The sequence below is a fragment of the Ruegeria sp. CK2 genome (assembly GCF_056536585.1).
Genome location: NZ_JBQFPW010000002.1, coordinates 314,804 through 336,181, shown reverse-complemented (window position 1 = coordinate 336,181; position 21,378 = coordinate 314,804). Strand labels below are relative to the sequence as shown.

General features: G+C 56.3%; 21 protein-coding genes. 12 read left to right on the top strand and 9 right to left on the bottom strand.

The genetic code is table 11. The features are described 5' to 3' along the window. Positions 1-16: 16 nt before the first annotated feature. Positions 17-919: a LysR substrate-binding domain-containing protein gene (locus ACR0BU_RS04810; protein ID WP_299076921.1), complete on the top strand. Its 903-nt coding sequence runs from the start codon at positions 17-19 to the stop codon at positions 917-919. 25 nt (positions 920-944) lie between these two features. Here the strand turns inward: ACR0BU_RS04810 and ACR0BU_RS04805 are convergent, their stop codons facing one another. Both ACR0BU_RS04805 and ACR0BU_RS04800 read right to left on the bottom strand, forming a co-directional pair. Continuing rightward, entirely contained in the window at positions 945-2,102 is a 1,158-nt protein-coding gene (locus tag ACR0BU_RS04805; protein ID WP_299076924.1) for an acyl-CoA dehydrogenase family protein, read from the bottom strand. Between the two features lie 154 nt (positions 2,103-2,256). Then, a complete protein-coding gene (locus ACR0BU_RS04800; RefSeq protein ID WP_480735955.1) occupies positions 2,257-2,820 on the bottom strand; it encodes a TetR/AcrR family transcriptional regulator in 564 nt (187 codons plus the stop codon). Between the two features lie 299 nt (positions 2,821-3,119). Between ACR0BU_RS04800 and ACR0BU_RS04795 the strand changes: the two genes are divergently transcribed. Together ACR0BU_RS04795 and ACR0BU_RS04790 are read left to right on the top strand one after the other, a co-directional pair. Continuing rightward, entirely contained in the window at positions 3,120-3,584 is a 465-nt protein-coding gene (locus tag ACR0BU_RS04795; RefSeq protein WP_480735957.1) for a nuclear transport factor 2 family protein, read from the top strand. Between the two features lie 11 nt (positions 3,585-3,595). Further along, positions 3,596-4,216 (top strand): pyridoxamine 5'-phosphate oxidase family protein, encoded by a 621-nt coding sequence (locus ACR0BU_RS04790; RefSeq protein ID WP_480735958.1) that lies wholly within the window; start codon positions 3,596-3,598, stop codon positions 4,214-4,216. A gap of 123 nt (positions 4,217-4,339) precedes the next feature. Here ACR0BU_RS04790 and ACR0BU_RS04785 read toward each other — a convergent pair whose 3' ends face one another. Continuing rightward, positions 4,340-5,002 carry a TetR/AcrR family transcriptional regulator gene (locus tag ACR0BU_RS04785; protein WP_480735960.1) on the bottom strand — a complete coding sequence of 221 codons (663 nt, stop codon included), beginning with the start codon at positions 5,000-5,002 and terminating at the stop codon, positions 4,340-4,342. Positions 5,003-5,066: 64 nt separating this feature from the next. Here ACR0BU_RS04785 and ACR0BU_RS04780 point away from each other — a divergent pair, with 64 nt between their 5' ends. The 8 genes from ACR0BU_RS04780 to ACR0BU_RS04745 all read left to right on the top strand — a co-directional run bounded on the left by ACR0BU_RS04780 (position 5,067) and on the right by ACR0BU_RS04745 (position 15,361). After that, positions 5,067-6,383: a flavin-containing monooxygenase gene (locus tag ACR0BU_RS04780; RefSeq protein WP_480735961.1), complete on the top strand. Its 1,317-nt coding sequence runs from the start codon at positions 5,067-5,069 to the stop codon at positions 6,381-6,383. Beyond that, complete coding sequence (locus ACR0BU_RS04775) at positions 6,380-7,282, top strand: bile acid:sodium symporter family protein (protein ID WP_480735963.1); 903 nt, start codon at positions 6,380-6,382, stop codon at positions 7,280-7,282. Before ACR0BU_RS04780 ends, ACR0BU_RS04775 begins: the two co-directional genes overlap by 4 nt. After that, a complete protein-coding gene (locus ACR0BU_RS04770; protein WP_480735964.1) occupies positions 7,279-8,211 on the top strand; it encodes an SDR family oxidoreductase in 933 nt (310 codons plus the stop codon). Before ACR0BU_RS04775 ends, ACR0BU_RS04770 begins: the two co-directional genes overlap by 4 nt. Further along, complete coding sequence (locus ACR0BU_RS04765; RefSeq protein ID WP_480735966.1) at positions 8,208-8,966, top strand: SDR family NAD(P)-dependent oxidoreductase; 759 nt, start codon at positions 8,208-8,210, stop codon at positions 8,964-8,966. Before ACR0BU_RS04770 ends, ACR0BU_RS04765 begins: the two co-directional genes overlap by 4 nt. 89 nt (positions 8,967-9,055) lie before the next feature. Then, entirely contained in the window at positions 9,056-10,789 is a 1,734-nt protein-coding gene (locus tag ACR0BU_RS04760; RefSeq protein WP_480735967.1) for a heavy metal translocating P-type ATPase, read from the top strand. 128 nt (positions 10,790-10,917) lie between these two features. Next, positions 10,918-11,307, top strand: coding sequence for a Cu(I)-responsive transcriptional regulator (gene cueR / locus ACR0BU_RS04755; protein WP_298933559.1), 390 nt, complete (start codon positions 10,918-10,920; stop codon positions 11,305-11,307). Positions 11,308-11,408: 101 nt separating this feature from the next. Continuing rightward, positions 11,409-12,281: an NAD(P)-dependent oxidoreductase gene (locus ACR0BU_RS04750; protein ID WP_480735969.1), complete on the top strand. Its 873-nt coding sequence runs from the start codon at positions 11,409-11,411 to the stop codon at positions 12,279-12,281. A 14-nt stretch (positions 12,282-12,295) separates the two neighbouring features. Next, entirely contained in the window at positions 12,296-15,361 is a 3,066-nt protein-coding gene (locus tag ACR0BU_RS04745; protein ID WP_480736304.1) for an aminotransferase class III-fold pyridoxal phosphate-dependent enzyme, read from the top strand. A 49-nt stretch (positions 15,362-15,410) separates the two neighbouring features. Here ACR0BU_RS04745 and ACR0BU_RS04740 read toward each other — a convergent pair whose 3' ends face one another. Continuing rightward, the gene (locus ACR0BU_RS04740; protein ID WP_480735970.1) at positions 15,411-15,887 is read right to left on the bottom strand and encodes a hypothetical protein; all 477 of its coding nucleotides are present in this window, start codon (positions 15,885-15,887) and stop codon (positions 15,411-15,413) included. Next, a complete protein-coding gene (gene hemP, locus ACR0BU_RS04735) occupies positions 15,884-16,051 on the bottom strand; it encodes a hemin uptake protein HemP (protein ID WP_120631905.1) in 168 nt (55 codons plus the stop codon). The genes ACR0BU_RS04740 and hemP overlap by 4 nt, the downstream gene beginning before the upstream one ends. A 221-nt stretch (positions 16,052-16,272) precedes the next feature. Here hemP and gph point away from each other — a divergent pair, with 221 nt between their 5' ends. Further along, positions 16,273-16,935, top strand: coding sequence for a phosphoglycolate phosphatase (gene gph, locus ACR0BU_RS04730; RefSeq protein ID WP_480735972.1), 663 nt, complete (start codon positions 16,273-16,275; stop codon positions 16,933-16,935). 329 nt (positions 16,936-17,264) lie between these two features. Here gph and ACR0BU_RS04725 read toward each other — a convergent pair whose 3' ends face one another. Genes ACR0BU_RS04725 through ACR0BU_RS04710 form a run of 4 tightly spaced genes read right to left on the bottom strand, consistent with a single transcriptional unit; the run spans position 17,265 to position 21,355 of the window. Further along, positions 17,265-18,278 carry a LacI family DNA-binding transcriptional regulator gene (locus ACR0BU_RS04725; RefSeq protein WP_480735974.1) on the bottom strand — a complete coding sequence of 338 codons (1,014 nt, stop codon included), beginning with the start codon at positions 18,276-18,278 and terminating at the stop codon, positions 17,265-17,267. Between the two features lie 5 nt (positions 18,279-18,283). Continuing rightward, on the bottom strand, positions 18,284-19,453 hold the full coding sequence (locus ACR0BU_RS04720) for a dihydrodipicolinate synthase family protein (RefSeq protein WP_480735976.1): 1,170 nt from the start codon (positions 19,451-19,453) through the stop codon (positions 18,284-18,286). Positions 19,454-19,457: 4 nt separating this feature from the next. After that, entirely contained in the window at positions 19,458-19,766 is a 309-nt protein-coding gene (locus ACR0BU_RS04715; protein ID WP_298933573.1) for a Dabb family protein, read from the bottom strand. After that, the gene (locus tag ACR0BU_RS04710) at positions 19,763-21,355 is read right to left on the bottom strand and encodes a GMC family oxidoreductase (RefSeq protein ID WP_480735978.1); all 1,593 of its coding nucleotides are present in this window, start codon (positions 21,353-21,355) and stop codon (positions 19,763-19,765) included. Before ACR0BU_RS04710 ends, ACR0BU_RS04715 begins: the two co-directional genes overlap by 4 nt. Between the last annotated feature and the right edge of the window lie 23 nt (positions 21,356-21,378).

Below are 21,378 nucleotides of genomic sequence, written 5' to 3'. Positions count from 1 at the left end.
TATGAGGATTTGTCATATGATCGCGCCCCGCCGCTTTCTACCATCAATTTCGTCGCTGCTGGCATTAGAGGCTGTGGACCGTCTCGGCAGCGCCTCGGCAGCGGCCGAGGAGTTGTCGCTGACCCAAAGCGCCATTAGTCGGCAACTCAAGGCGATGGAAGAACAGCTGGGGGTCGAGTTGATCCAGCGCACCCAGATGCGGCTGAACCTCACCCCTGCCGCCAAAGACTATGTTCAGACAGCGCGGGCATCCTTGCACCAACTGGCGCAGGCATCCCTGAAGCTAAAGGCAAACCCGACCGGCGGATCGCTACACCTGTCGATCCTTCCCGCCTTTGGTATGCACTGGCTGGCCCCAAAGCTTCAGGACTTCGCCCGCCGCCACCCGGAAGTAACAGTAAACCTGAACACGCGCCTGCGGCGGTTCGATTTCGACACCGAGCCCTTTGACGCCGCTTTCCATTTTGGCCAACAAAACTGGAGCGGGGTGAACTACATGCAGATCATGCATGAAGAGGTCTTGCCGGTTTGCGCCCCGACGTTGCTACCGGAACGCGCAGAAAGCATCGACTGGCTGACCAATGCCCCCCTGCTGCACATCGAAACACGACCCGACGGTTGGGAACGGTGGTTCACCGCGCAAGGTCATCCGATCAAGGGATTGCAGGGCATGGTGTTCGATCAGTTTTCTACCATGATTCAAGCAACTATTCATGGTTTAGGCGTCGGGCTGTTTCCCAGCTATCTAGTGGCCGAAGACCTGAAGAATGGCCGCCTCGCGCAGGCCTGGGACGGGCCCGAGGTTAGCCTGGGCGATTATTATCTGGTCTGGCCAAAGGGAAAGGCCGAGTCAGAGCCATTGAAATCCTTCCGCAAGTGGCTGCAAACGCAACTTGACCAGGCACCTAAACATAGCTGACAGGCAGAAGACCGCCCTTTCGCCACTACACGTCCAGAGATCGCGCGATCAGCTCTTTCATGACTTCGTTGGTGCCGCCATAGATCATCTGTACCCGCGCATCCGCATACAAGCGGGCAATCGGGTACTCCATCATGAACCCATAGCCACCAAATAACTGCAGACATTCGTGCATGACTTCATTCTGCACCTCCGAGCCCCAGTATTTGACCATTGATGCGGTGGCGGCATCCAACTCGCCTGCCTCAAGCTTGCCGATGCAATCATTGACAAAGCTGCGCAGCACTTCGGCCTTGGTCTTGCATTCAGCCAGCTTGAACCGCGTGTTCTGGAAATCCATGACACGCTGACCGAATGCTTTCCTCTCCTGAACGTATTTCACCGTCTCAGCGATGGCAAAGTCGATTGCGCCCAGCGCCATCAGGCCAATGGTCAAACGCTCCCAAGGCAGTTGCTTCATCAACTGATAGAACCCCTGACCTTCTTCGGGTCCTAAAAGGTTGGTCATGGGAACCTTGACGTCTTCAAAGAACAGCTCGGCGGTGTCGTTGCCCTTCATTCCAAGTTTTTTGAGGTTGCGCCCGCGGCGAAAACCATCGGCCCCGTCGGTTTCCACGGCAACCAGCGATACGCCTTTGGCCCCGAGGGATTTGTCTGTTTTGGCCGCAATGATTATCAGGTCCGCAGTCTGTCCATTGGTGATGAAGATCTTGGATCCGTTGATACGATAGGAGTTCCCATCCTTCTCAGCTGTCGTCCGAACGGCTTGCACATCTGACCCTGTACCGGGTTCGGTCATCGCAAGTGCGCCAACCATCTCGCCCGAGGCCAGCTTAGGCAGCCATTTCTGTTTTTGATCTTCGCTGCCATAGGCGGTGATGTAATGGGTGACAATGGATTGGATACCGTACCCCCACCCTGCATCCCCACGCGCGGCCTGTTCGTAGATGGTGACTGAATCGAATCCCATTCCGCCACCGACACCGCCGTATTCCTCGGCGATCGCCCCCGCCATCAGGCCGGTGTCGCCTGCTTTTTTCCAGAACTCACGATCAACGACGCCGTTGGCGGCCCAGGTTTCGACATTTGGGCTAAGCTCATCATCCATGAATCTGCCTGCCATTTCAGCAAACATCCGGTGTTCGTCAGTGACCCATGCGGCGGTGGAGGAAAACAGCGACATCTCAAACTCTCCGATCAGTGGTTACAGAAAGGCTATATTTTGCGAAGCCCTCTGCCAATCCGTATGACGCCGCGTCGCAAACCGGCGCAACGCAACGTTCGCAGCTGCCTATGTCGGGACTTTCACATTGCGCAAAACCGGAAATTTCAAGCGATCAGCCCTGCGCAATCTTGAGCAGTTGTTGCGCGGCCTCTTTTGCATCTTTGGCGGGGCTGGTGTTCTTCAAAAGTACAGCAGACACGATTGCGCCCTCTTGCAACAAGACGATCTGACTGGCCAGCTTTGCCGGGTCGCCTACCCCAGCGTCGCGCGCCAATCGGGTGAAATGCTCCAACAGCAGGCGCTTGTGTTCAGCAGCTTGCACATGAATCGGGTGGTCGGCATCCTGATACTCGGCCCCCGCTTTGATGAACATGCATCCGCGAAAGCCGTCTTCCTCGAACCATTCTCTCAGCGCATCAAAGCTGGCGATCAGTTGTTCAGCAGGTGTATCCGCCACCTCTTCGATCCGACGCAGCAGCCAGTTGCGAAAGCTCTCATCCCGCAGTCGCAGAGCCGCCAGGATCAGGTCTTCCTTGGTGCGGAAATGCTTGTACATGGAGGTTTTGGACACACCAGTTTCCACTACAAGCTTGTCCATGCCGGTGGCGTGAAACCCGTCTCTGTAAAAGACCTGCAGGGCCTTTCTGACCAGCTCATCCCTCTTGTTTGGGCGCATGATTCGGCTCCTATATGTACCGATCTGTACATATATAATCGAACCATCGGGCGCAACATCACGATATTTCATACATTTTATCAATGCAGTACGTCACGGACGTTACTGCACTTTCGCACCTTGCCTGTTTTTTGCTTGAAAAAAGTTACCGATCTGTACATTGTCAATATAGTTTACCGATCTGTACACCTTAGGATTTACCCAATGAAACGCCATGCCAGCCCATTTTCCCCGCAATACGTCCCCTTCATGTTGACACTTGCCCTTATTGCCGCCGCACTGACCTGAAAGACAAAAGAATGGGCCGACCCCCTCTACCACCCTTCAGTCAGGAAACCGCCACTCAAAAGGTTCGGATGGCGGAAAATGCATGGAACAGCCGAGATGCGGATATTGTAACGCCGGCATACACAGACGACAGCCAATGGCGGAACCGGGCTGAGTTCCTGTCGGGCCATACTGACATCCATGCCTTTTTGACCCGCAAATGGCACAAAGAGCTGGACTACCGGCTAGTCAAAGAGCTTTGGGCTTTTTCAGGCCACCGTATCGCTGTCCGCTATGCCTATGAATGGCATGATAACAGCGGACAATGGTTCCGTTCTTATGGAAATGAAAACTGGGCGTTTGCCGCAGATGGAAGAATGTCGCATCGCCACGCATCGCTGAATGACCTTCCCATATCAGAAGATCAGCGGTTGTTTCACTGGCCGCTCGGCCAACGCCCCGATGATCACCCCGGGTTGTCCGATCTTGGACTTTAAGAGGACTTGTGATGCCACGTGCCTTTTCTGAACTGACCTTCACCCCCACCGTTCGCGCCCATCAGGAACGAATGGGGTCAGCAAAAACCTACGCAAAATTCATCGAAAGCGGACCGCAGCAGGGACATCTGATCGGAGACGCAGAAAAAGCGTTCATCGAGGCACGGGATGGGTTCTATCAATCCACGGTGTCCGAAACCGGGTGGCCCTATGTTCAGTATCGCGGTGGCCCCACCGGGTTCCTGAAAGTGTTGGGGCCGCAATCCATCGGCTACGCGGATTTCTCGGGCAACAAACAATATATCTCGCGCGGGAACTTGGACGGCAATGACCGTATTGCGCTGATCCTGATGGATTATGCCAATCAGCGCCGCCTCAAAATCCTCGGTCGGGTTAAATTCACCGAAGGCGAAGATGCGGCGGCCAGCCTGTATCCAGATGGGTCCGAGGTCCCCGCAGAGCGTGCCGTCATAATTCGCGTTGAGGCACTGGACTGGAACTGCCCTCGCCACATCACGCCCCGGTTTACCGAGGCTGAGCTGCGCCCGCATTTGAACACGCTGGGGCGGCAGCTGGCCGAGCTAAAGGCAGAAAACGAGCGGTTGAAACAGGAAGTCGCCAATTCAGGTTGAGGTCCTCAACCGTCACAAGAACCTTTTCCAAACGTGAGTTCAGGCAGCAAACGCCTTATTGCGCCTAGGTTGGCTTTTCTTTGATCAATTTTGGCGTCACGGAAGTTACAAAACATCCCCCAATCAAGTCCGCGCAGCCTTTACCATTGCTTCGATGCCCGCGGCGCAGAACTCGATCAGATGATCGACATCGGTCAAATCTCCGCCTTGCGCCAATGCCTCGACGCGCCACGCACTATTGAGATGTGCAAGCATCGCTGAAACCGAATAGACCTGTCCGCTGGCCAATAGCGCTGGATTGGTATCGGGATAAAGCGCCGCGATCTCAGCAATAAAACGGTGCGCAGTTGGGTCAAAACACTCGGCCGCAATGTCGCGCCAGCGCGGATCGACCGAGACATGGGCGACCAGACGCCCATAGGCTAACCATCCCGGTCCTCCCGTTTGTGCAAGCATCACATAGGGGCGGATAAAACAGTCCAAAATGGCCCGCAGTGATAGCGCATCCTTTGCTTTGACCATTTCCAGCGCCTCGATCCTACGGTGAGCCAGTGAGTTCGCGCGGCGGGCAACTGTGCGATAAAATAGCTCTTCCTTACCGCCACCGTGGTGATGCACCAACCCAATCTGAACGCCTGCCTTAGCAGCGATATCCCGGATCGAAGCCCCTTCGAATCCTCGTTCGGCAAAAATGGATTCCGCCGCATCCAAAATGCGTGCCTTGGTCTGCAGGGACCGCTTGGAAGGCGCTCTTTGCCTTGGTTTTTCAGCACTTTTGATCGTCATGAGATTCATCTTGCCTTATTTTGGTCGTCGTTCAAGTTAAGCGTCACGAACTTGGGGAGGGTTCATGACGGAGACGCGCGACACATTCGCCCTGATCGGGGCGGGCCCAATGGGTTTGGCTGCGGCCAAAGTGCTGACAGAACAGGGTATCGCCTTTCAGGGGTTCGATCTGCATTCGGATGTCGGCGGTCTGTGGGACATCGACGCCCCCAGGTCGACGATGTATGAATCCGCCCACCTGATTTCATCCAAACGGATGACTGAATTCACCGACTTCCCGATGAAGGATGCGGTCGCCGAATACCCTTCACACAGTGCAATGTGCGATTACTTCAGGGACTTCGCCGATCACTACGGATTGCGTGATAAGTATCTGTTCAATGCCGAAGTTACCCAGATCTCGCCGTTCGGTAAATCGGGCGACGGCTGGCGTCTCTCTTGGCGAGATCAGGATGGTGAACATGGGGCCGAATTCGCCGGGGTTCTGATTGCAAATGGCACCCTGTCAGAACCCAACATGCCCGCATTCCCCGGCACCTTCGACGGCGAGTTGATCCACGCTTCGCAATACCGCTATCCCAGCCAGTTCGATGGCAAACGTGTCCTTGTCGTGGGCGCAGGAAACTCCGGTTGCGACATCGCGGTGGATGCAATCCACCATGCGCAACGCTGTGATCTGTCGATGCGACGGGGCTATTACTTTGTGCCAAAATACGTGTTTGGCAAGCCCGCAGACACGATGGGCGGCAAGATCCGCCTGCCGATGTGGCTGAAGCGCAAAGTGGACAGTCTGATCCTCAGCTGGTTTGTTGGCGACCCACAGAAATACGGCTTTCCAAAACCCGATTACAAGCTCTACGAGAGCCATCCAATCGTGAACTCTCTGGTCCTGTATCACGCAGGTCACGGCGATCTGCGCGTCCAACCGGACATTGAAAGGCTGGAAGGAAAGACCGTTCATTTCAAGGATGGCAGCCGCGAAGATTACGACATGATCCTTGCAGCAACAGGGTACAAACTGCACTACCCCTTCATCGACAAAGACCTTCTGAACTGGCAAGGCGATGCTCCGCACCTTTATCTCAATACCATGCATCCTGAACGGGACGATCTATTTGTTCTAGGGATGATCGAGGCCACTGGGCTGGGCTGGCAGGGGCGGCATGAACAGGCCGAGATGGTGGCCCGATACATCAAAGGCCTTCAACATGATTGCCCTGTGGCCTCCGAACTGACCGCGCAAAAACAACAGGCTTACGGGCGCGCCACCGGAGGCATGAATTACCTTAACCTCGCCCGCATGGCCTATTACGTCGACAAAGCCACCTATCGCAAAGCGGTTACCGGTTGGATCGCACGTCTCAGGAAAGCCACCGGATGAGTGGTGTTGACGAGATTACGCTGAATTTCAGTCCGGGTTCGCTGACATTGCTGAACGCAATCCTGGCGATTGTCATGTTCTCGATAGCCATTGACCTGGCGCCCAGAGATTTCGATCGCCTGCGCAGGGCCCCGAAGCCGGTTATCGTTGGGTTGGCTTCCCAGTTCATCATTTTACCCGCGCTGACCTTTGCGATGGTCTGGGTAGTGGCTCCGCCTCCTTCGATTGCATTGGGTCTGATCCTCGTGGCCGCTTGCCCGGGTGGTAACATATCGAACTTCATCACGCATCGTGCTGGCGGAAATGCCGCCCTGTCTGTGTCCATGACTGCATTTGCCACGATTGGGGCGATCTTTCTAACGCCGCTGAACATCGCTTTGTGGGGTGGGTTGTACCCCCCAACCCGCTCGATCCTACAGCAAACCGAGATCGACCCGGTTCAGATCGCCATCATTGTCGGGCTGATGCTGATCCTGCCGCTTGTGCTGGGCGTCACATTGAATCAGCGCCAACCAACGCTAACGGCGCGCCTGCGCGCGCCACTGCAATACCTGTCGATGGGCATTTTCATCACCTTCATCATACTCGCTCTGGCCGCCAACTGGGGGTTCTTCCTAAGCTACGCCGGAGCCGTCGCAGGGCTTGTGATCCTTCACAACGCTCTGGCTCTGGGCGGCGGTTGGGTTGCTGCCACTATCACCCGCTTGTCCCCCTTTGACCGACGGGCAATCACAATCGAAACAGGCATTCAGAATTCGGGCCTTGGCTTAGTTCTGATTTTTGCGTTCTTTCATGGGTTGGGCGGGATGGCCGTGGTCGCTGCGTTCTGGGGGATATGGCACGCCATCTCGGGCCTCGCGCTCGCCTCGGTCCTGTCCAAAACCGAGGCCACACGATGACCCGGATCCTCATCACCGGTGCTTCAGGCATGGTTGGGCGCGCTCTTTTGGCCGAACTGCATGATCATGAGGTCTTCGCCACCGATTTACATCGCCTGGACGATATGCCCAAAATGATCAGTTTCCTACGTATGGATGTCACCACAGAGGACCCCGCACGGGTCATTGCTGAGGTCAAGCCTGATGTCGTTGTTCACCTGGCCTCGATCGTTACGCCACCGCCTAAAATGGGACGCGAGGCCGCTTATGCAGTCGATGTCGAGGGCACGCGCAACGTTGTAGATGCCGCCATCGCCAATGGCGTGCGCCGTTTGGTGGTCACGTCTTCTGGTGCTGCATACGGTTATCACGCAGATAACCGCGTGCCTCTACGCGAGTGCGACCCTTTGCGTGGAAATCCTGAATTTCCGTATTCGAACCACAAACGGCAGGTTGAAGAATTGCTCGCCGAAACACGAAAGTACGCCCCGGAACTGGAACAGGTTGTTCTGCGTGTCGGCACGGTGCTGGGGGAGGGCACGGAAAACCAGATTACCGCTCTGTTCCGCAAACCGCGCTTGCTGGCTGTGTTCGGGAGTGAAAGCCCGTTTGTCTTTATCTGGACCCGTGACCTGGCCCGCGTCTTAAAGCGCGCCGCCACAGATGGCCCGCCTGGTATCTTCAACGTCACCGGAGACGGCGCTTTGGGTATCACTGACCTTGCCAAAGCAATGGGAAAGCCAGTTCTGCGGTTACCCGCATGGGCGCTAAAGACGTCATTATGGTTGGCGCGGCCGTTGGGTTTGTCGCAATACGGGCCCGAGCAGGTTCGCTTTCTGCAATACCGACCTGTATTGGACAATTCAGCGCTCAAGTCAGAGTTCGGCTATACGCCCGAAAAAACCAGCGCCGAGGTTTTTGACCTCTGGAAGCAGCAGGCTGACCTATGAAAACCGCTGTGATATCGGGCGGCGCAGGTGGGCTGGGTCAGGCACTGTCCAAGGCCTTGTTGACACGTGGCTGGCGGGTTGTGGTGTTGGACCTGAATGTCTCAGACCTTGCGCCCACCCCGAACCTACTGCCCATCGCCTGCGATCTGACGCAGCCCGAGCAATTGAGCAGCGCCGTCTCTGACATCATCGCCACCAGCGATAGCATCGATCTGGTCATCTACAATGCCGGGATCACCCAAATTCGCGGGTTTGATCGATCCGATGAGGCCAGCCATCGCAAACTGTTCGAGATCAACTATTTCGCGGCCGTTGAAATGGCACGTGCGTTACTTCCCGAAGTGCGAAAATCCGGTGGCGCACATCTGGTGATGTCATCCGTCGCAGGGTTCACGCCGCTGTATCATCGTACAGCATATGCGGCTTCCAAACATGCGCTGGAAGGCTTCTTCAAGTCGCTCCGCTCAGAAGAGAAATCCTACGGTGTGACGGTACACATGGCGGCCCCGTCTTTTGTGGCGACCAACACGGGAAACGCGGAAACACGGACTGATGGCACTGCCAGACCGGGTTCGGCGCGGGACGGGATGGATGAAATGAGCCCCTCTGAGGCAGCTGAGATAATCTTGCGCGGCCTTGATAGATCGCAGCCTACAATTCCTGTGGGTCGCGTGGCGCGCCTCGCATGGTGGCTCAACCGTATTTCTCCGCGGCTGTACCAGCGATTGATGGAACGAAAGATCAGTGGATCCTGACTTAATCCAGAAAATCGCAAGCCGACCCCTTGACCTTCCCGTCACTGGAAGCCCCATGTGAAAGGCAGACAAACTACGGGATGAGTCGGATGTCAGACGTTCGAACAGTTCAGCTGAACATTATCGGAATGGGATGTGCATCATGTGTTGGTCGCGTCGAAACAGCGTTGCGCGAAGTACCTGGCGTCGAAGATGCATCGGTCAATTTCGCGTCCGAAACAGCGCAAGTCACCTTCGCGGGCCCGATGTTGGACATTGCGAAAGCCTTGGACACCGCAGGATATCCGGCGGCGACACGGCAAGTTGAACTTCGTATCGATGGAATGAGCTGCGCGTCTTGCGTATCCAAAATCGAGCGCGCCTTAGAATCCGCTGCTGGAGTTGTTGCGGCTCAGGTGAACCTCGCGACCGAAGGCGCGACGATTACCTATCTCGAAGGATCAACCAGCCCGGAGGCGCTGTCCCAGGTTCCAACCGGCTTAGGTTACCCTGCGCGGCCGAGTTCGATTCAAGACAACGAAGCGACACCTGACGCGAAAACCGAAGAAATTCAAAAGCTGACTCATACAACTATTGTTGCCGCCGTGCTGGCGCTGCCAGTTTTTATTCTGGAAATGGGCGGTCATATGATCCCTGCTTTTCACCATTGGGTCCACGCAACCCTTGGCGCACAAACCAGCCAGTTGATCCAGTTTGCATTGACATCTGCCCTGCTGATCGGGCCGGGGCGGGTGTTCTATTTGAAAGGCATCCCGTCATTGATACGTGCCGCGCCGGATATGAATGCACTGGTCGCCTTGGGCACCGGTGCTGCCTATCTGTATTCGGTCACAGCCACTTTTGCGCCACAAGTGCTGCCCCAAGGCACTGCGAATGTGTATTTCGAAGCCGCTGCGGTAATCGTCGTTCTGATCCTGTTGGGTCGCCTTTTGGAGGCACGCGCCAAGGGCAAGACCGGTGCGGCAATCCGCAAGCTGGTAGGATTGCAGCCCAAAACCGCGCGGGTCGAACAGAACGGTACCACTGTGGATCGTCCAATCGCGGAAATTACTGTTGGAGACATCCTGCAAATCCGGCCGGGTGAGCGTGTGCCTGTGGACGCCGAGGTTCTGGACGGCACTTCTTATGTCGATGAAAGCATGATCACGGGCGAACCGGTGCCAGTCGGAAAATCCGCAAAGGATCAAGCTGTCGGAGGTACAGTGAATGGCGCGGGTGCGCTGCGTGTGCGGTCCAGCCGTGTCGGTGCGGATACCGTGCCGGCACAGGTCATACGGATGGTCGAACAAGCGCAAGGGGCCACTCCGTTGTTTATGGCGATTGATGGTCAGGCGGCGGCAAGCCTAACCGTCTCGGACCCGATCAAACCGGGCACCCCGGAAGCACTGGCGCAGTTACACGAGATGGGCCTTACTTTGGCTATGGTCACCGGCGACAACGCACGAACAGCGCAAGCTCTAGCAGATCGGCTGGGGATCGATCATATCACCGCCGAGGTGCTGCCAGACGGCAAATTGAACGCGATAAACGCGCTACGAAATCAGTATGGAACGCTGGCATTCGTTGGGGATGGCATCAATGACGCCCCAGCACTAGCGGCTGCCGACATAGGCATCGCGATCGGCACCGGTACAGATGTAGCGATCGAAACAGCAGACGTCGTTTTAATGTCGGGCGATCTGCGCGGCGTGACAAATGCCATGGAAATGAGCCGCCGAACTATGCGCAACATCCGCCAGAACCTAGGATGGGCGTTTGGCTACAGCATTCTTTTGATCCCGGTGGCGGCCGGCGTTTTGTACCCGTTCGGAGGGCACCTTTAGTCGCCTGCACTAGCGGCAGGCGCTATGGCATTGTCGAGCGTCTTTGTCGTCTCGAACGCGCTGCGCCTGCGCCGTGTCCGCGCCAGTGCAGCGGAAACCACGTTAGCCACACCTAAGGAGGCCCATGCATGAATATCGGAGATGTCTCAAACCGCACCGGTCTTCCAGCCAAAACCATCCGGTATTACGAGGATATCAACCTGATCAAACCGATGCGCGACGACAACGGATATCGTCGGTTTCGCGAACAGGACGTGCATAAGCTTAGCTTTTTGGGACGTGCCCGTGCATTGGGGTTCACAATCGAAGACTGTCGCACCTTGCTGGCCCTCTATGAAGACGAAACACGGGTCAGCGCCGACGTCAAACGGATCGCGCGAGATCATCTTACACAGATCGAGGCCAAGATAGCGGACCTGAATTCCATGCGCGACACGCTTGGCCACCTGATCGACGCCTGCGCAGGCGATGACCGCCCAGATTGCCCGATCCTGCACGATCTGGGTGGCAAATCGTAACGCGGGGTTGCCCTTTCGGCGCAGCTTTGCTTTGTCTCTGCTGAACAATCCGGTCCGCTGCTCGGCAGGCGGAGGGACCGGTCAGCGGAGAGGATCACCAAATGGCAAAAGTTGCTTTCCTTGGCCTTGGCGTTATGGGCTATCCCATGGCTGGCCACCTACAGGCCGCGGGTCACCAAGTCACTGTTTTTAACCGTACCACCTCAAAGGCCGAGGCCTGGGTGGCTGAACACGGTGGCGCATTGGGCAAGACACCCAAAGAAGCAGTTCAAGGAGCAGATTTTGTCATGGCTTGCGTCGGCAATGACGACGATTTGCGCAATGTCTGCACTGGTGATGATGGCGCGTTCCATGGGTTGAGCGCGGGCGCTGTTTTTGTGGATCACACAACCGTATCGGCCAAGGTCACCTTCGAGCTGTATGACGCGGCCAAAGCGCAAGGAAATGCATTCGTCGATGCTCCGATTTCCGGTGGTCAGGCTGGAGCAGAGAATGGCGCGCTGTCCATCATGTGCGGCGGCGATCAATCGGCTTATGATGCGGCAGAACCAGTGATGCAGGTCTATTCGAAGATCTGCCGACGCTTAGGCGACAGTGGCGCGGGACAGATGACGAAGATGTGCAACCAGATCGCTATCGCCGGGCTGGTTCAGGGCCTCAGCGAAGCCCTGCATTTCGCCGAAAAAGCAGGGCTGGATGGCCGCGCAGTTGTCGAGGTTATCAGTCAAGGTGCCGCAGGTAGCTGGCAGATGGCGAACCGATACGAAACCATGCTGGAAGATCATTTTGACCACGGTTTTGCCGTCGACTGGATGCGCAAGGATCTGGGCATTTGTCTGGACACCGCGAATGAGACCGGAGCGTCCCTGCCCGTGACCGCTTTGGTCGATCAGTTCTATAAAGATGTTCAAAAACTGGGCGGTGGTCGATGGGATACATCCTCACTGATCAAACGGCTTCGGGCACTGGACTAGGGAACCTGACAACGATGACCGATTTGACTGCATTTTGGGCACACGCGTTGCGGGCGCATTGGGGGTTGGAGGTCAAGCTCTCGCGCCTCGATGGCGAATACGATCTGAACTTCCTGGTCGAGGCCAAAAATGGGCAGGACTATGTTCTCAAGGTCATGCGGGCAGGCTGCGCGCGTGAATTGGTCGATTTGCAGATCAAAGCGCTCGAACACATCGCTACTGAAGCTCCGGGACTGCCATTTCCCAAAGTGTTGCCGGATCTGAAGGGTGCGTTGCTTGTCGACATTCAGGACGAGACTGGCGAGCAAAGGCTGGCCTGGTTGCTGGAACGGCTGCCCGGACAGTGCTACGCCAAGGCCGCCCCCAAAAGCGAAGAACTGATCCTTAAACTCGGCCGCGTTCTGGGTGCAACGGATCGTGCTTTCGAGCAGTTCGAACATGACAGTCTTAATCGGGTCGGTTTCAAGTGGGATCTGACACAGGCGGGTTGGGTCGCCGACAAGTTAGAGGTGGTTTCCAATCCTGACCGGCGCGCTTTGCTGGCCGGAATCGCAATAGAATTTGATAGCATCGCGGGCCAGCTGAGCGCCCTGCCGAAACAGGCCATTCACAACGACGCCAATGACTACAACATTCTGGTCGAAGGTGAGTTGGGCCAACGCCAAACAGTATCGGGCATGATCGATCTGGGCGACATGTGCGCCGCGCCGCGTATCTGTGATCTGGCTATCGCCGGGGCATACATCGTACTGGATCATCCCAAACCCGAGCGCGCCCTGACCGCTTTGGTCCGCGGCTATAACGCTGCCAATCGCCTGAGCCCGGCCGAGGTTGACCTGATCTGGCCATTGCTGCGGATGCGACTGGCGGTGTCTGTGGTGAATTCCACCCTGATGGCGATGGAAAACCCGGATGATCCGTATGTCACCATCTCTCAGAACCCGGCATGGAGGTTCTTGGAAAACACCTCGATCAATGGGGGCTTGATGCCGGCACGGCTGCGCGCGGCGTGTGGGCTGCCTGTCACCGATGGGGCGGAACGCATCCACGCCTATCTGTCGGAACATAGGGGGCATTTTGCTCATATTTTCGATCAGGACCTAGGTGATGTGCCAATGGGATCCCTTTCCGTCGAAAACTCGGTTTGGCCGCAAAATCCGTTTCACATGCCATTGGAAGAGGCCGCGAGGGTTGGCGAAGAATTCGGCGAAGACCTATGGCTTGGTTACTATAACGAACCCCGCCTGATCTACACCGAATCCGGATTCAGAAAGGGGCCGTGGAAAGCATCCGACCGCCGTACAGTGCATCTGGCTGTGGATGTCTTCGCACCCACCGGAACCGTCCTGCATGCGCCGATGAGCGCGCGGGTCGAAGCGCTCGAAAACCGGGACAGCCAACTCGACTATGGCGGCGTAGTCATTCTCCATCATGAAACACCCGAAGGTGATCCGTTCTATACGCTTTATGGTCATTTGGACCCCGAGGTTTGCGATCGCCTAAAACCCGGTGACCCGGTGGCGCAGGGTGCCGCCTTTGCCCGTCTTGGCGATGCCAGTCAAAACGGCGGCTGGGCTCCGCATGTGCATTTCCAACTGGCACTGACAACAGATGGGATGGAGGCCGACTGGCCCGGCGTCGGCGACCCGGACGAAATGGAATTGTGGCATGCCGTTTGTCCCAATCCCGCAGCCCTGCTGAATTTACCAGATGACAAGGTGTTCTACCGCCCCACAGACAGGCAAGCGATCCTGCAAGGGCGACACGACCATTTTGGCGGCAACCTCAGTCTGACCTATGATGACCCCGTTATGCTGGTTCGCGGATGGAAACATCACCTGTTCGACGAATGGGGCCGCCCCTATCTGGACGCCTACAACAACGTCCCCCATGTGGGCCATGCCCATCCGCGCATTCAAGCCGTTGCGGCAGATCAGTTGAAGCGGATGAACTCGAACACGCGGTACCTGCACCCGGCGCAGACGGCATTCGCCGACAAGATACTCTCCAAGCTGCCAGGTCAGTTAGAGGTTTGCTTTTTCGTCAATTCCGGCACCGAAGCCAACGAACTGGCCTTGAGACTGGCGCGTGCACATACCGGGGCTAAGGGGATCGTGACGCCAGACCATGGCTATCACGGCAACACCAACGCGGCTGTGGCTATCTCGGCCTATAAGTTCAACAAACCAGGCGGCGTCGGCCAGGCGGATTGGGTTGAACTGGTCGAGGTTGCCGATGATTTTCGCGGGTCTTTCAAGCGGGATGATCCGGATCGTGCTGAAAAATTCGCAGATTTGGTGGACCCGGCAATCACCGCTCTGCAGGAAAAAGGGCACGGGGTTGCGGGTTTTATCGCGGAGACGTTCCCCTCGGTCGGTGGGCAGATCATTCCGCCCAAAGGTTACCTGCCTGCCGTTTACGAAAAAATCCATGCCGCGGGCGGCGTTTGCATCGCAGACGAAGTTCAAACCGGCCTTGGACGGTTGGGAAAGCACTACTTTGGCTTTGAACACCAAGGCGCCGTGCCGGATATCGTGGTCTTGGGCAAGCCCATCGGCAACGGCCATCCATTGGGCGTTCTGGTGACGACCCGAGAGATCGCCGAAAGCTTTGACAACGGGATCGAGTTTTTTTCGACCTTCGGCGGTTCAACCCTGTCTTGCCGGATCGGCAAAGAGGTTCTGGATATTGTCGATGACGAAGGTCTACAGGATAACGCCCTACACATGGGATCACGTCTGATGGACGGGTTGCGCCAGATCGCAGCTCAATTCGGGTGCGTCGGCGATGTGCGGGGGGTGGGTCTGTTTCTGGGTGTGGAATTGGTCAACCCGGATGGAACCGAGGGCACGAAAATCTGCAAATACGTCAAGAACAGAATGCGCGATCACCGTATCCTGATCGGCAGCGAAGGTCCAAAAGACAATACCCTGAAAATCCGTCCACCTTTGACCGTCGAGGCCGAGGATGTGGACATGATACTCTGGGCCTTGCGAGAGGTCCTGTCAGAAGTTGGCGAATTTGCCCCTGCCCCTGTGTGTGACCATGATCATCATCACGCAGGATGTGGGTGCTGCTGACTCAAAAAACCCCGGCTTCCACCAGGGTTTCGCTGTCAGACATATCAATCTAGTGCAATACAGCCGAGTGAACTTTGTGACCTGTTGTTGGCATCGGCACGGCGGCTGTCATGCGACGCAGCGCCAGCCCCAGCTCTTCCGACAACGAAGCCAATGCAGGTGCGAAATCAGGGCGCACAATCAGCGACGCCATCATCATCGCGTCTTCGCGCGCGCCCTCAGACGCTGCTGCAATCATCTGGGCAAAACAATTCTCATCTGCACCGAGGCACGCACATGCCAGCCCGTGACGAACCAATGGACGGCGGCCATGATGGGCGCAAAGCGAGCACAGACGATCCAGTGTCAGCATCACCGCTCGTCCGTGGTCGCGACCCAACGCGATGTCAAAATCACTGGCGGCATCAGCGCGACCGCTTTTGCCTTCGCCCCAAAGGCGCAGGTACATCACGGCACCGGCTTCGACCGGGCTGAGGTCAGACAGGCGACCGACGGCCGCCCCACCCCGAGACGCAGATCCGCTCATTTTGTGAGGATCAATTTGCCGGCGCGGGTGATGCGCAGTGTGTAAAGCTGATCGCCCAGTTCGATATGGGCCAGGTTGCCACCTTTTGTCAGCTCTTCAGCTTTATGCGCGGGAAGCATCGAGACTGCATAGGACTGGCTGGGGTTTGGGGTCTGCGCGTTCATCGGACAACTCCAGAGGTTTTAAGGCAAACGGCCTAATCTGTTCGCGTTTCTAACGATCTGGCTGACCTAAAATCAGGTTGGCTGATGGTTCCTGCGTTTAATCTGATTAATTTAGTAAGGTATGTCAAGTGCCGGTTCGAAAGAACCTGAAACCGGCATGATTGCGGTGCATCTCATTGCGCGATAGGTCTTGGAAAACGCGTGATATGGGCAAGTTTTCAATGAACACAGCAATCGTATTCGATCTCGATGGGACGCTGGTGGACAGCATTGGTGACTTGGCCGGGGCAGCGAACAGAATGCTGGCAGACGCGGGCCGAGATCCTCTGCAGCTGGACGTTATCAAACGATTCGTCGGCAACGGCCTGCCCAAGCTGGTCGAACGGGTTCTTCAGCATTGCGACCTGCCAATGGACCGCCACAACGAACTCACCCAACTCACACTGTCGCACTACAATACCGCGGCCAGCGACACGACCGTGCCATACCCAGGCGTCCCAGAGGCCCTGTCTTACCTGCTGGCCAGCGGTTGTGTTTTGGGCGTTTGCACCAACAAACCGGAAGCACCAGCCCGCCATGTATTGGATGCACTGAATCTGTCCCAATACTTCGATGCCGTGCTGGGAGGTGACACGTTGAACACACGAAAGCCCGACCCGGCCCACCTGATCGCAAGTTTCGAAGCACTTCCGCGCCATAACAAACGCCTGTTCGTCGGCGACAGCGAAGTCGATGCGGAAACCTCAGTTCGTGCGGAGATACCGTTTTTGTTGTTTACCGAAGGATACCGAAAGTCGCCTGTTGCCGAGATCCCGAACCAAGTCAGCTATAGGTCCGCAGCGGAACTGCCAGCGTTGGTGGAGCGCCTGTCTCAGGAGCAATAAAAACTGAATGGAAGGCCTTAAAATTATTGAGGGGCCGACCGAGGGGGTAGAGGCCGACCCCTCATCGGGGAAAAGTGGTGTGGTCTGGGAAGACCTAGTGGTTGAGTCTTGTTTACCGACTCTTGTTGGCGCGCGAAATTGGGGGATTCCCGTAGACGGCCACTATTTCCTGGTTTTGAGCGGGGTTGCCCTGCCCAATTTGCAAGAACAGCTGGTGCTTTGTCTTGAAACGCGGAACGGCGGCTCGACGTCTCGGAAAGCGGGAACAAAACCGCTGACAGGAAATGGCTATCGGTCACGGGCATCGGATTGCATCCGAGCCAAATAAACTAAGAAGAGCCAACCGGTTTTGTAGTTTGACGCTCGATCAATCGCACTTGCGTGCGTTTGACCTCCAATGGCTCAATAGAGTTCTCCAGCCAATCCAAAACGGTTTCTGCAACCTGTCGACCAAAGTCATCGACACCGCAACAAATTGTGGACAATGCAGGCCAGCATTCCGCAGCCTCTTTGATGTCGTCGCAGCCGATAATCTGAAACTCTTCGCCAATGGTTTTTTGGGCCTTGTGACACGCATTGATCATTCCAAATGCGACAAGATCGTTAAAACACACAGCCGCATCGTATTCCGGATGGTCTGTGAACAAAGAAGCTGCGGTGGTTTGACCGAATGAACGGCTGCTACGGCCCGTCAGAACCAGGGGCGGAAGGTCCTGTTCGGCCATAACCTCGAGATATCCTGAAACACGTTCATGCGTAACAGGACGACCTTCGAGCCCGCCAACAAACGCAATACGCCGTGCTCCTGCTTGCAAAAGAACCCGCGTCGCCATACGGCCACCGGTCAAATAGTCAGGCGCCAGGAACGGAAACTTGGCGTAGTCACTGCTGATCTGACGCATCACTTGTATCGTTGGCACGCCAGAACGTTCGATCGCGGCAATCGAATTTGCCACGTCGCCATAAGCGGGCGATAGGATCAGCGCCGACACACCATGTTCTAGCATCGCTCCAATAACCTGATCCTGGATTTCCGTATCTTCATTCGTGTTTGCCACAACGACAGCATATCCACGAGATCCCAAGGCCATCTGCAGGGACGTAGCAAATTCTGTGAAGAACGGGTTGTTAAGGTCGTTGATGACCAACCCTATCAGTGCAGTACCGGAAGATCTGAGATTTGCCGCAGACCGGTTGTAGACGTAGCCGATCTCTTTCATCGCAGTGTGCACCAATTGGCGCGTCGCGGGCTTCACCTGCTCACTGCCCTGCAGAACAAGGCTTACCGTAGATTTGGAAACGCCCGCCTTGGTGGCGACATCTATGATCGTCGGTCTGCGCATTCAGCTTATTGCTCAACCCCATGAAGGTTCAAAAGTGTGATCATCCGCTTTTTGGCCATATCCGGATCCAGAAGCAATCCGGCCTGATCCGCAAGCCGGAACACTTCGGCATAATGGCAGATGTCGCGGCTGGATTGGAAACCACCGGGCATAACAAAATGAGACTGCGCGTCGTTCAACCACGCCAAATACGCAATCCCTGCCTTGTAGTACCGAGTTGGCGCCCTGAAAATCTCACGACTGAGAGGGACGGTTGGTGCGAACAAGGAGTTGTAACGATCCATGTCGTTCTGGGCGAGCGCTTCAAGCGCTTGACTTGCGGCCGGGGCAATTGCAGCGAAAATTCCCAACAAGGCGTGAGAATACCTCGATCCATCCCCGGCAATTAGGTCGGCGTAGTTGAAATCATCCCCAGTATACAGGCGAACCCCGTCCGGGAGGCGGGCGCGAAACGCCTCTTCATGCGCCTGATCCAGCAAAGAGATCTTGATGCCGTCAACCTTGCCCGGGTTCTCGGCGATCAGAGACAGAACAAAGTCACTGGCCTTCTCGACATCGGCACTGCCCCAGTAACCGGTCAGCGCAGGGTCAAACACATCGCCCAACCAATGCAGGATGACAGGATCCTTCGCCCCATCAATCAATGAACGATAGACGTGATGATAGACATCTGGCCCAGCCTCGATTGCTGGAAAAGCGCGAGATGCCATCAGGATCAGCTGTCCGCCTGCCCCCTCGATCTGTTCTGCCTGCATCTGGTAGGCTGACAGAATACTATTCGCGGTTTTGAGGTCTTCAAGGCGCATATGATCCGTCCCTGCCCCACATGCGACCCTAGGAGACAATGGATGAGATTTGGCGGCGGCCATCGTGCGCTGGATCAACTCTAACGCAGTGTCCCAATCCACACCCATGCCACGCTGTGCCGTATCCATTGCTTCTGCCAGGCCAAGCCCTTGATCCCACAGCCCTTGCCTAAATTGTAGCGTTGCATCCCAATCCACAGCCGGACGTCCGTCCCATGGGCCTCGCTCGGCCAGCGGGTCCGAGACCACGTGCGCAGCGGCGAATGCCGTGCGGGTCAAGGGCACTTTCGGTGCGCGCGGCACCAACGGTGTTCCAGACAACTTGTACGGTGCCAATTGGCCATCGAGTCCTGGCAAGGTCAGGGCCATCTCCTCAGACCTCCAGATCCAGGACCAAAATCCCGTCGATCCCGCCTATTGCGTTCTCGACAAGCTGCCCGCCCAGTGCCTTGTGGGTTTCGTTGGTCGCATATGCCTCAAGCGCGGACCAATCATCGAAATCAATGACAAACCCGTGCATATAGCCACGCTCAATCTGTTCGGGGCTTTCGCTGCGACCCCCGGTAAACCCACCTGCCCCGGGCAGCGTCTCGGACAGATCAGAAAGCCCTGCGTAGATTTTCGATATGGCCTGCTCGGTCACATCCGGGCGAAACTTGGTTAGAACGATATGGCGGATCATTGTGTTAACCCCTGATCTTGTTTGATCATGTCAGCGGCTTTTTCACCGATCATGATGGTAGGTGCGTTTGTGTTTGATGAATTGACCGTTGGCATGATCGAAGCATCAGCGACGCGAAGCCCCTCGATCCCGTTGAATCGCAGGCGCGAGTCCAAAACCGCTTCGGCATCGCCGCCCATCCGACAAGTGCCCGCACAGTGGTGAGACGTCTTGGAATGCATGCAGATAAAGTTGAAATACTCTTGCTCAGTGCGAACACCTGGCCCTGGCAAACGTTCGGCGAGGATGAAGGTTTTCAAGGCATCTTGCGCGAGGATGTTCTGGACCAGTTTCAGCCCGCGGATCGACATCTCTCGATCATACGGATCGGCCAGATAGTTCGGGTCGATCAACGGCATCGCTGCGGGATCAGCACTTTGTAATCGAACGCTGCCACGCGATCGAGGTCGTAAGAAACAAGCGTTAAGGGTTACGCCTCCATTCGGCATCGCCTCGACACCCGCTTCGATACCGGTTCCAAGCCCCAGATGCATCTGAAGATCCGGCGAACGCGCGTCTGGATCGGCGTACCAGAACCCTCCAGTTTCAAACAGGCTAGAGGCCACAGGACCTTTTCGGGTGAACAAGTATTGCAGGCCGGCAAAGGCTGAGAGATGCAACTTAGCAAAACGGTCGTAGGTGTGTGGTCCCGAGACCTCACAAATCGAGTACAAATCTAGGTGATCCTGCAGGTTTTCACCAACTTGCGGCTGATCAAAGACCGTCTTGATGCCAAGGTCTTCCAGATGATCCGCCGGGCCAACCCCAGACAACTGCAACAAACGTGGAGAGCCAATCGCGCCAGAACAAAGGATGACCTCATTCGATGCGCTGATTTTATTACCGTTGATCAACTCCACGCCCGTTGTCCGGCCACGATCCACAAGGATGCGGCGGACCTGGGCTCCAGTCTGAACGGTGAGGTTCGAACGGCCCCGGTTTGGAGTTAAAAACGCCATGGCAGCTGACGACCGACGCGCATTTCGCTGGGTCAGCTGGTAATATCCGGCCCCGTCCTGTTTTTCGCCGTTTACGTCACGTGTTTCGGGAATTCCGACCTGGCCAGCCGCCTGAATGTAGGCGTCGCAAATCGGCAGGGGTGCGGCAGGCATTGAAACCCCCATAGGCCCGCCCCTTCCGTGGAATGTGTTGTCATACGTGTCGTTGTCTTCAGATTTCTTGAAATAGGGCAGCACGTCGGCATAGCTCCAACCGTCGCACCCCATCTGCCGCCAGTCATCGTAATCCTGCGCGGCGCCGCGCGTGTAAATCTGTGCGTTGATCGCTGATCCACCGCCAATCACCTTGGCTTGGGTATAGGTGAAGATCTTATCTTGCATGTGCTTCTGCGGAACGGTCGACCATCCCCAGCTGCCAATGCCCTTGGTCATTTTGGCAAATCCGGCAGGCAGATGGAAAAACGGATGCCGATCGGTTGATCCGGCCTCGAGCAACAGTACACTGGCCGAGGGGTCTTCGGACAAACGCGCGGCAATGACCGAGCCCGCTGACCCGCCACCAATCACAATGAAATCATACCCTTCAGACATTCTGTTTTGCCCTCAGATCCTTA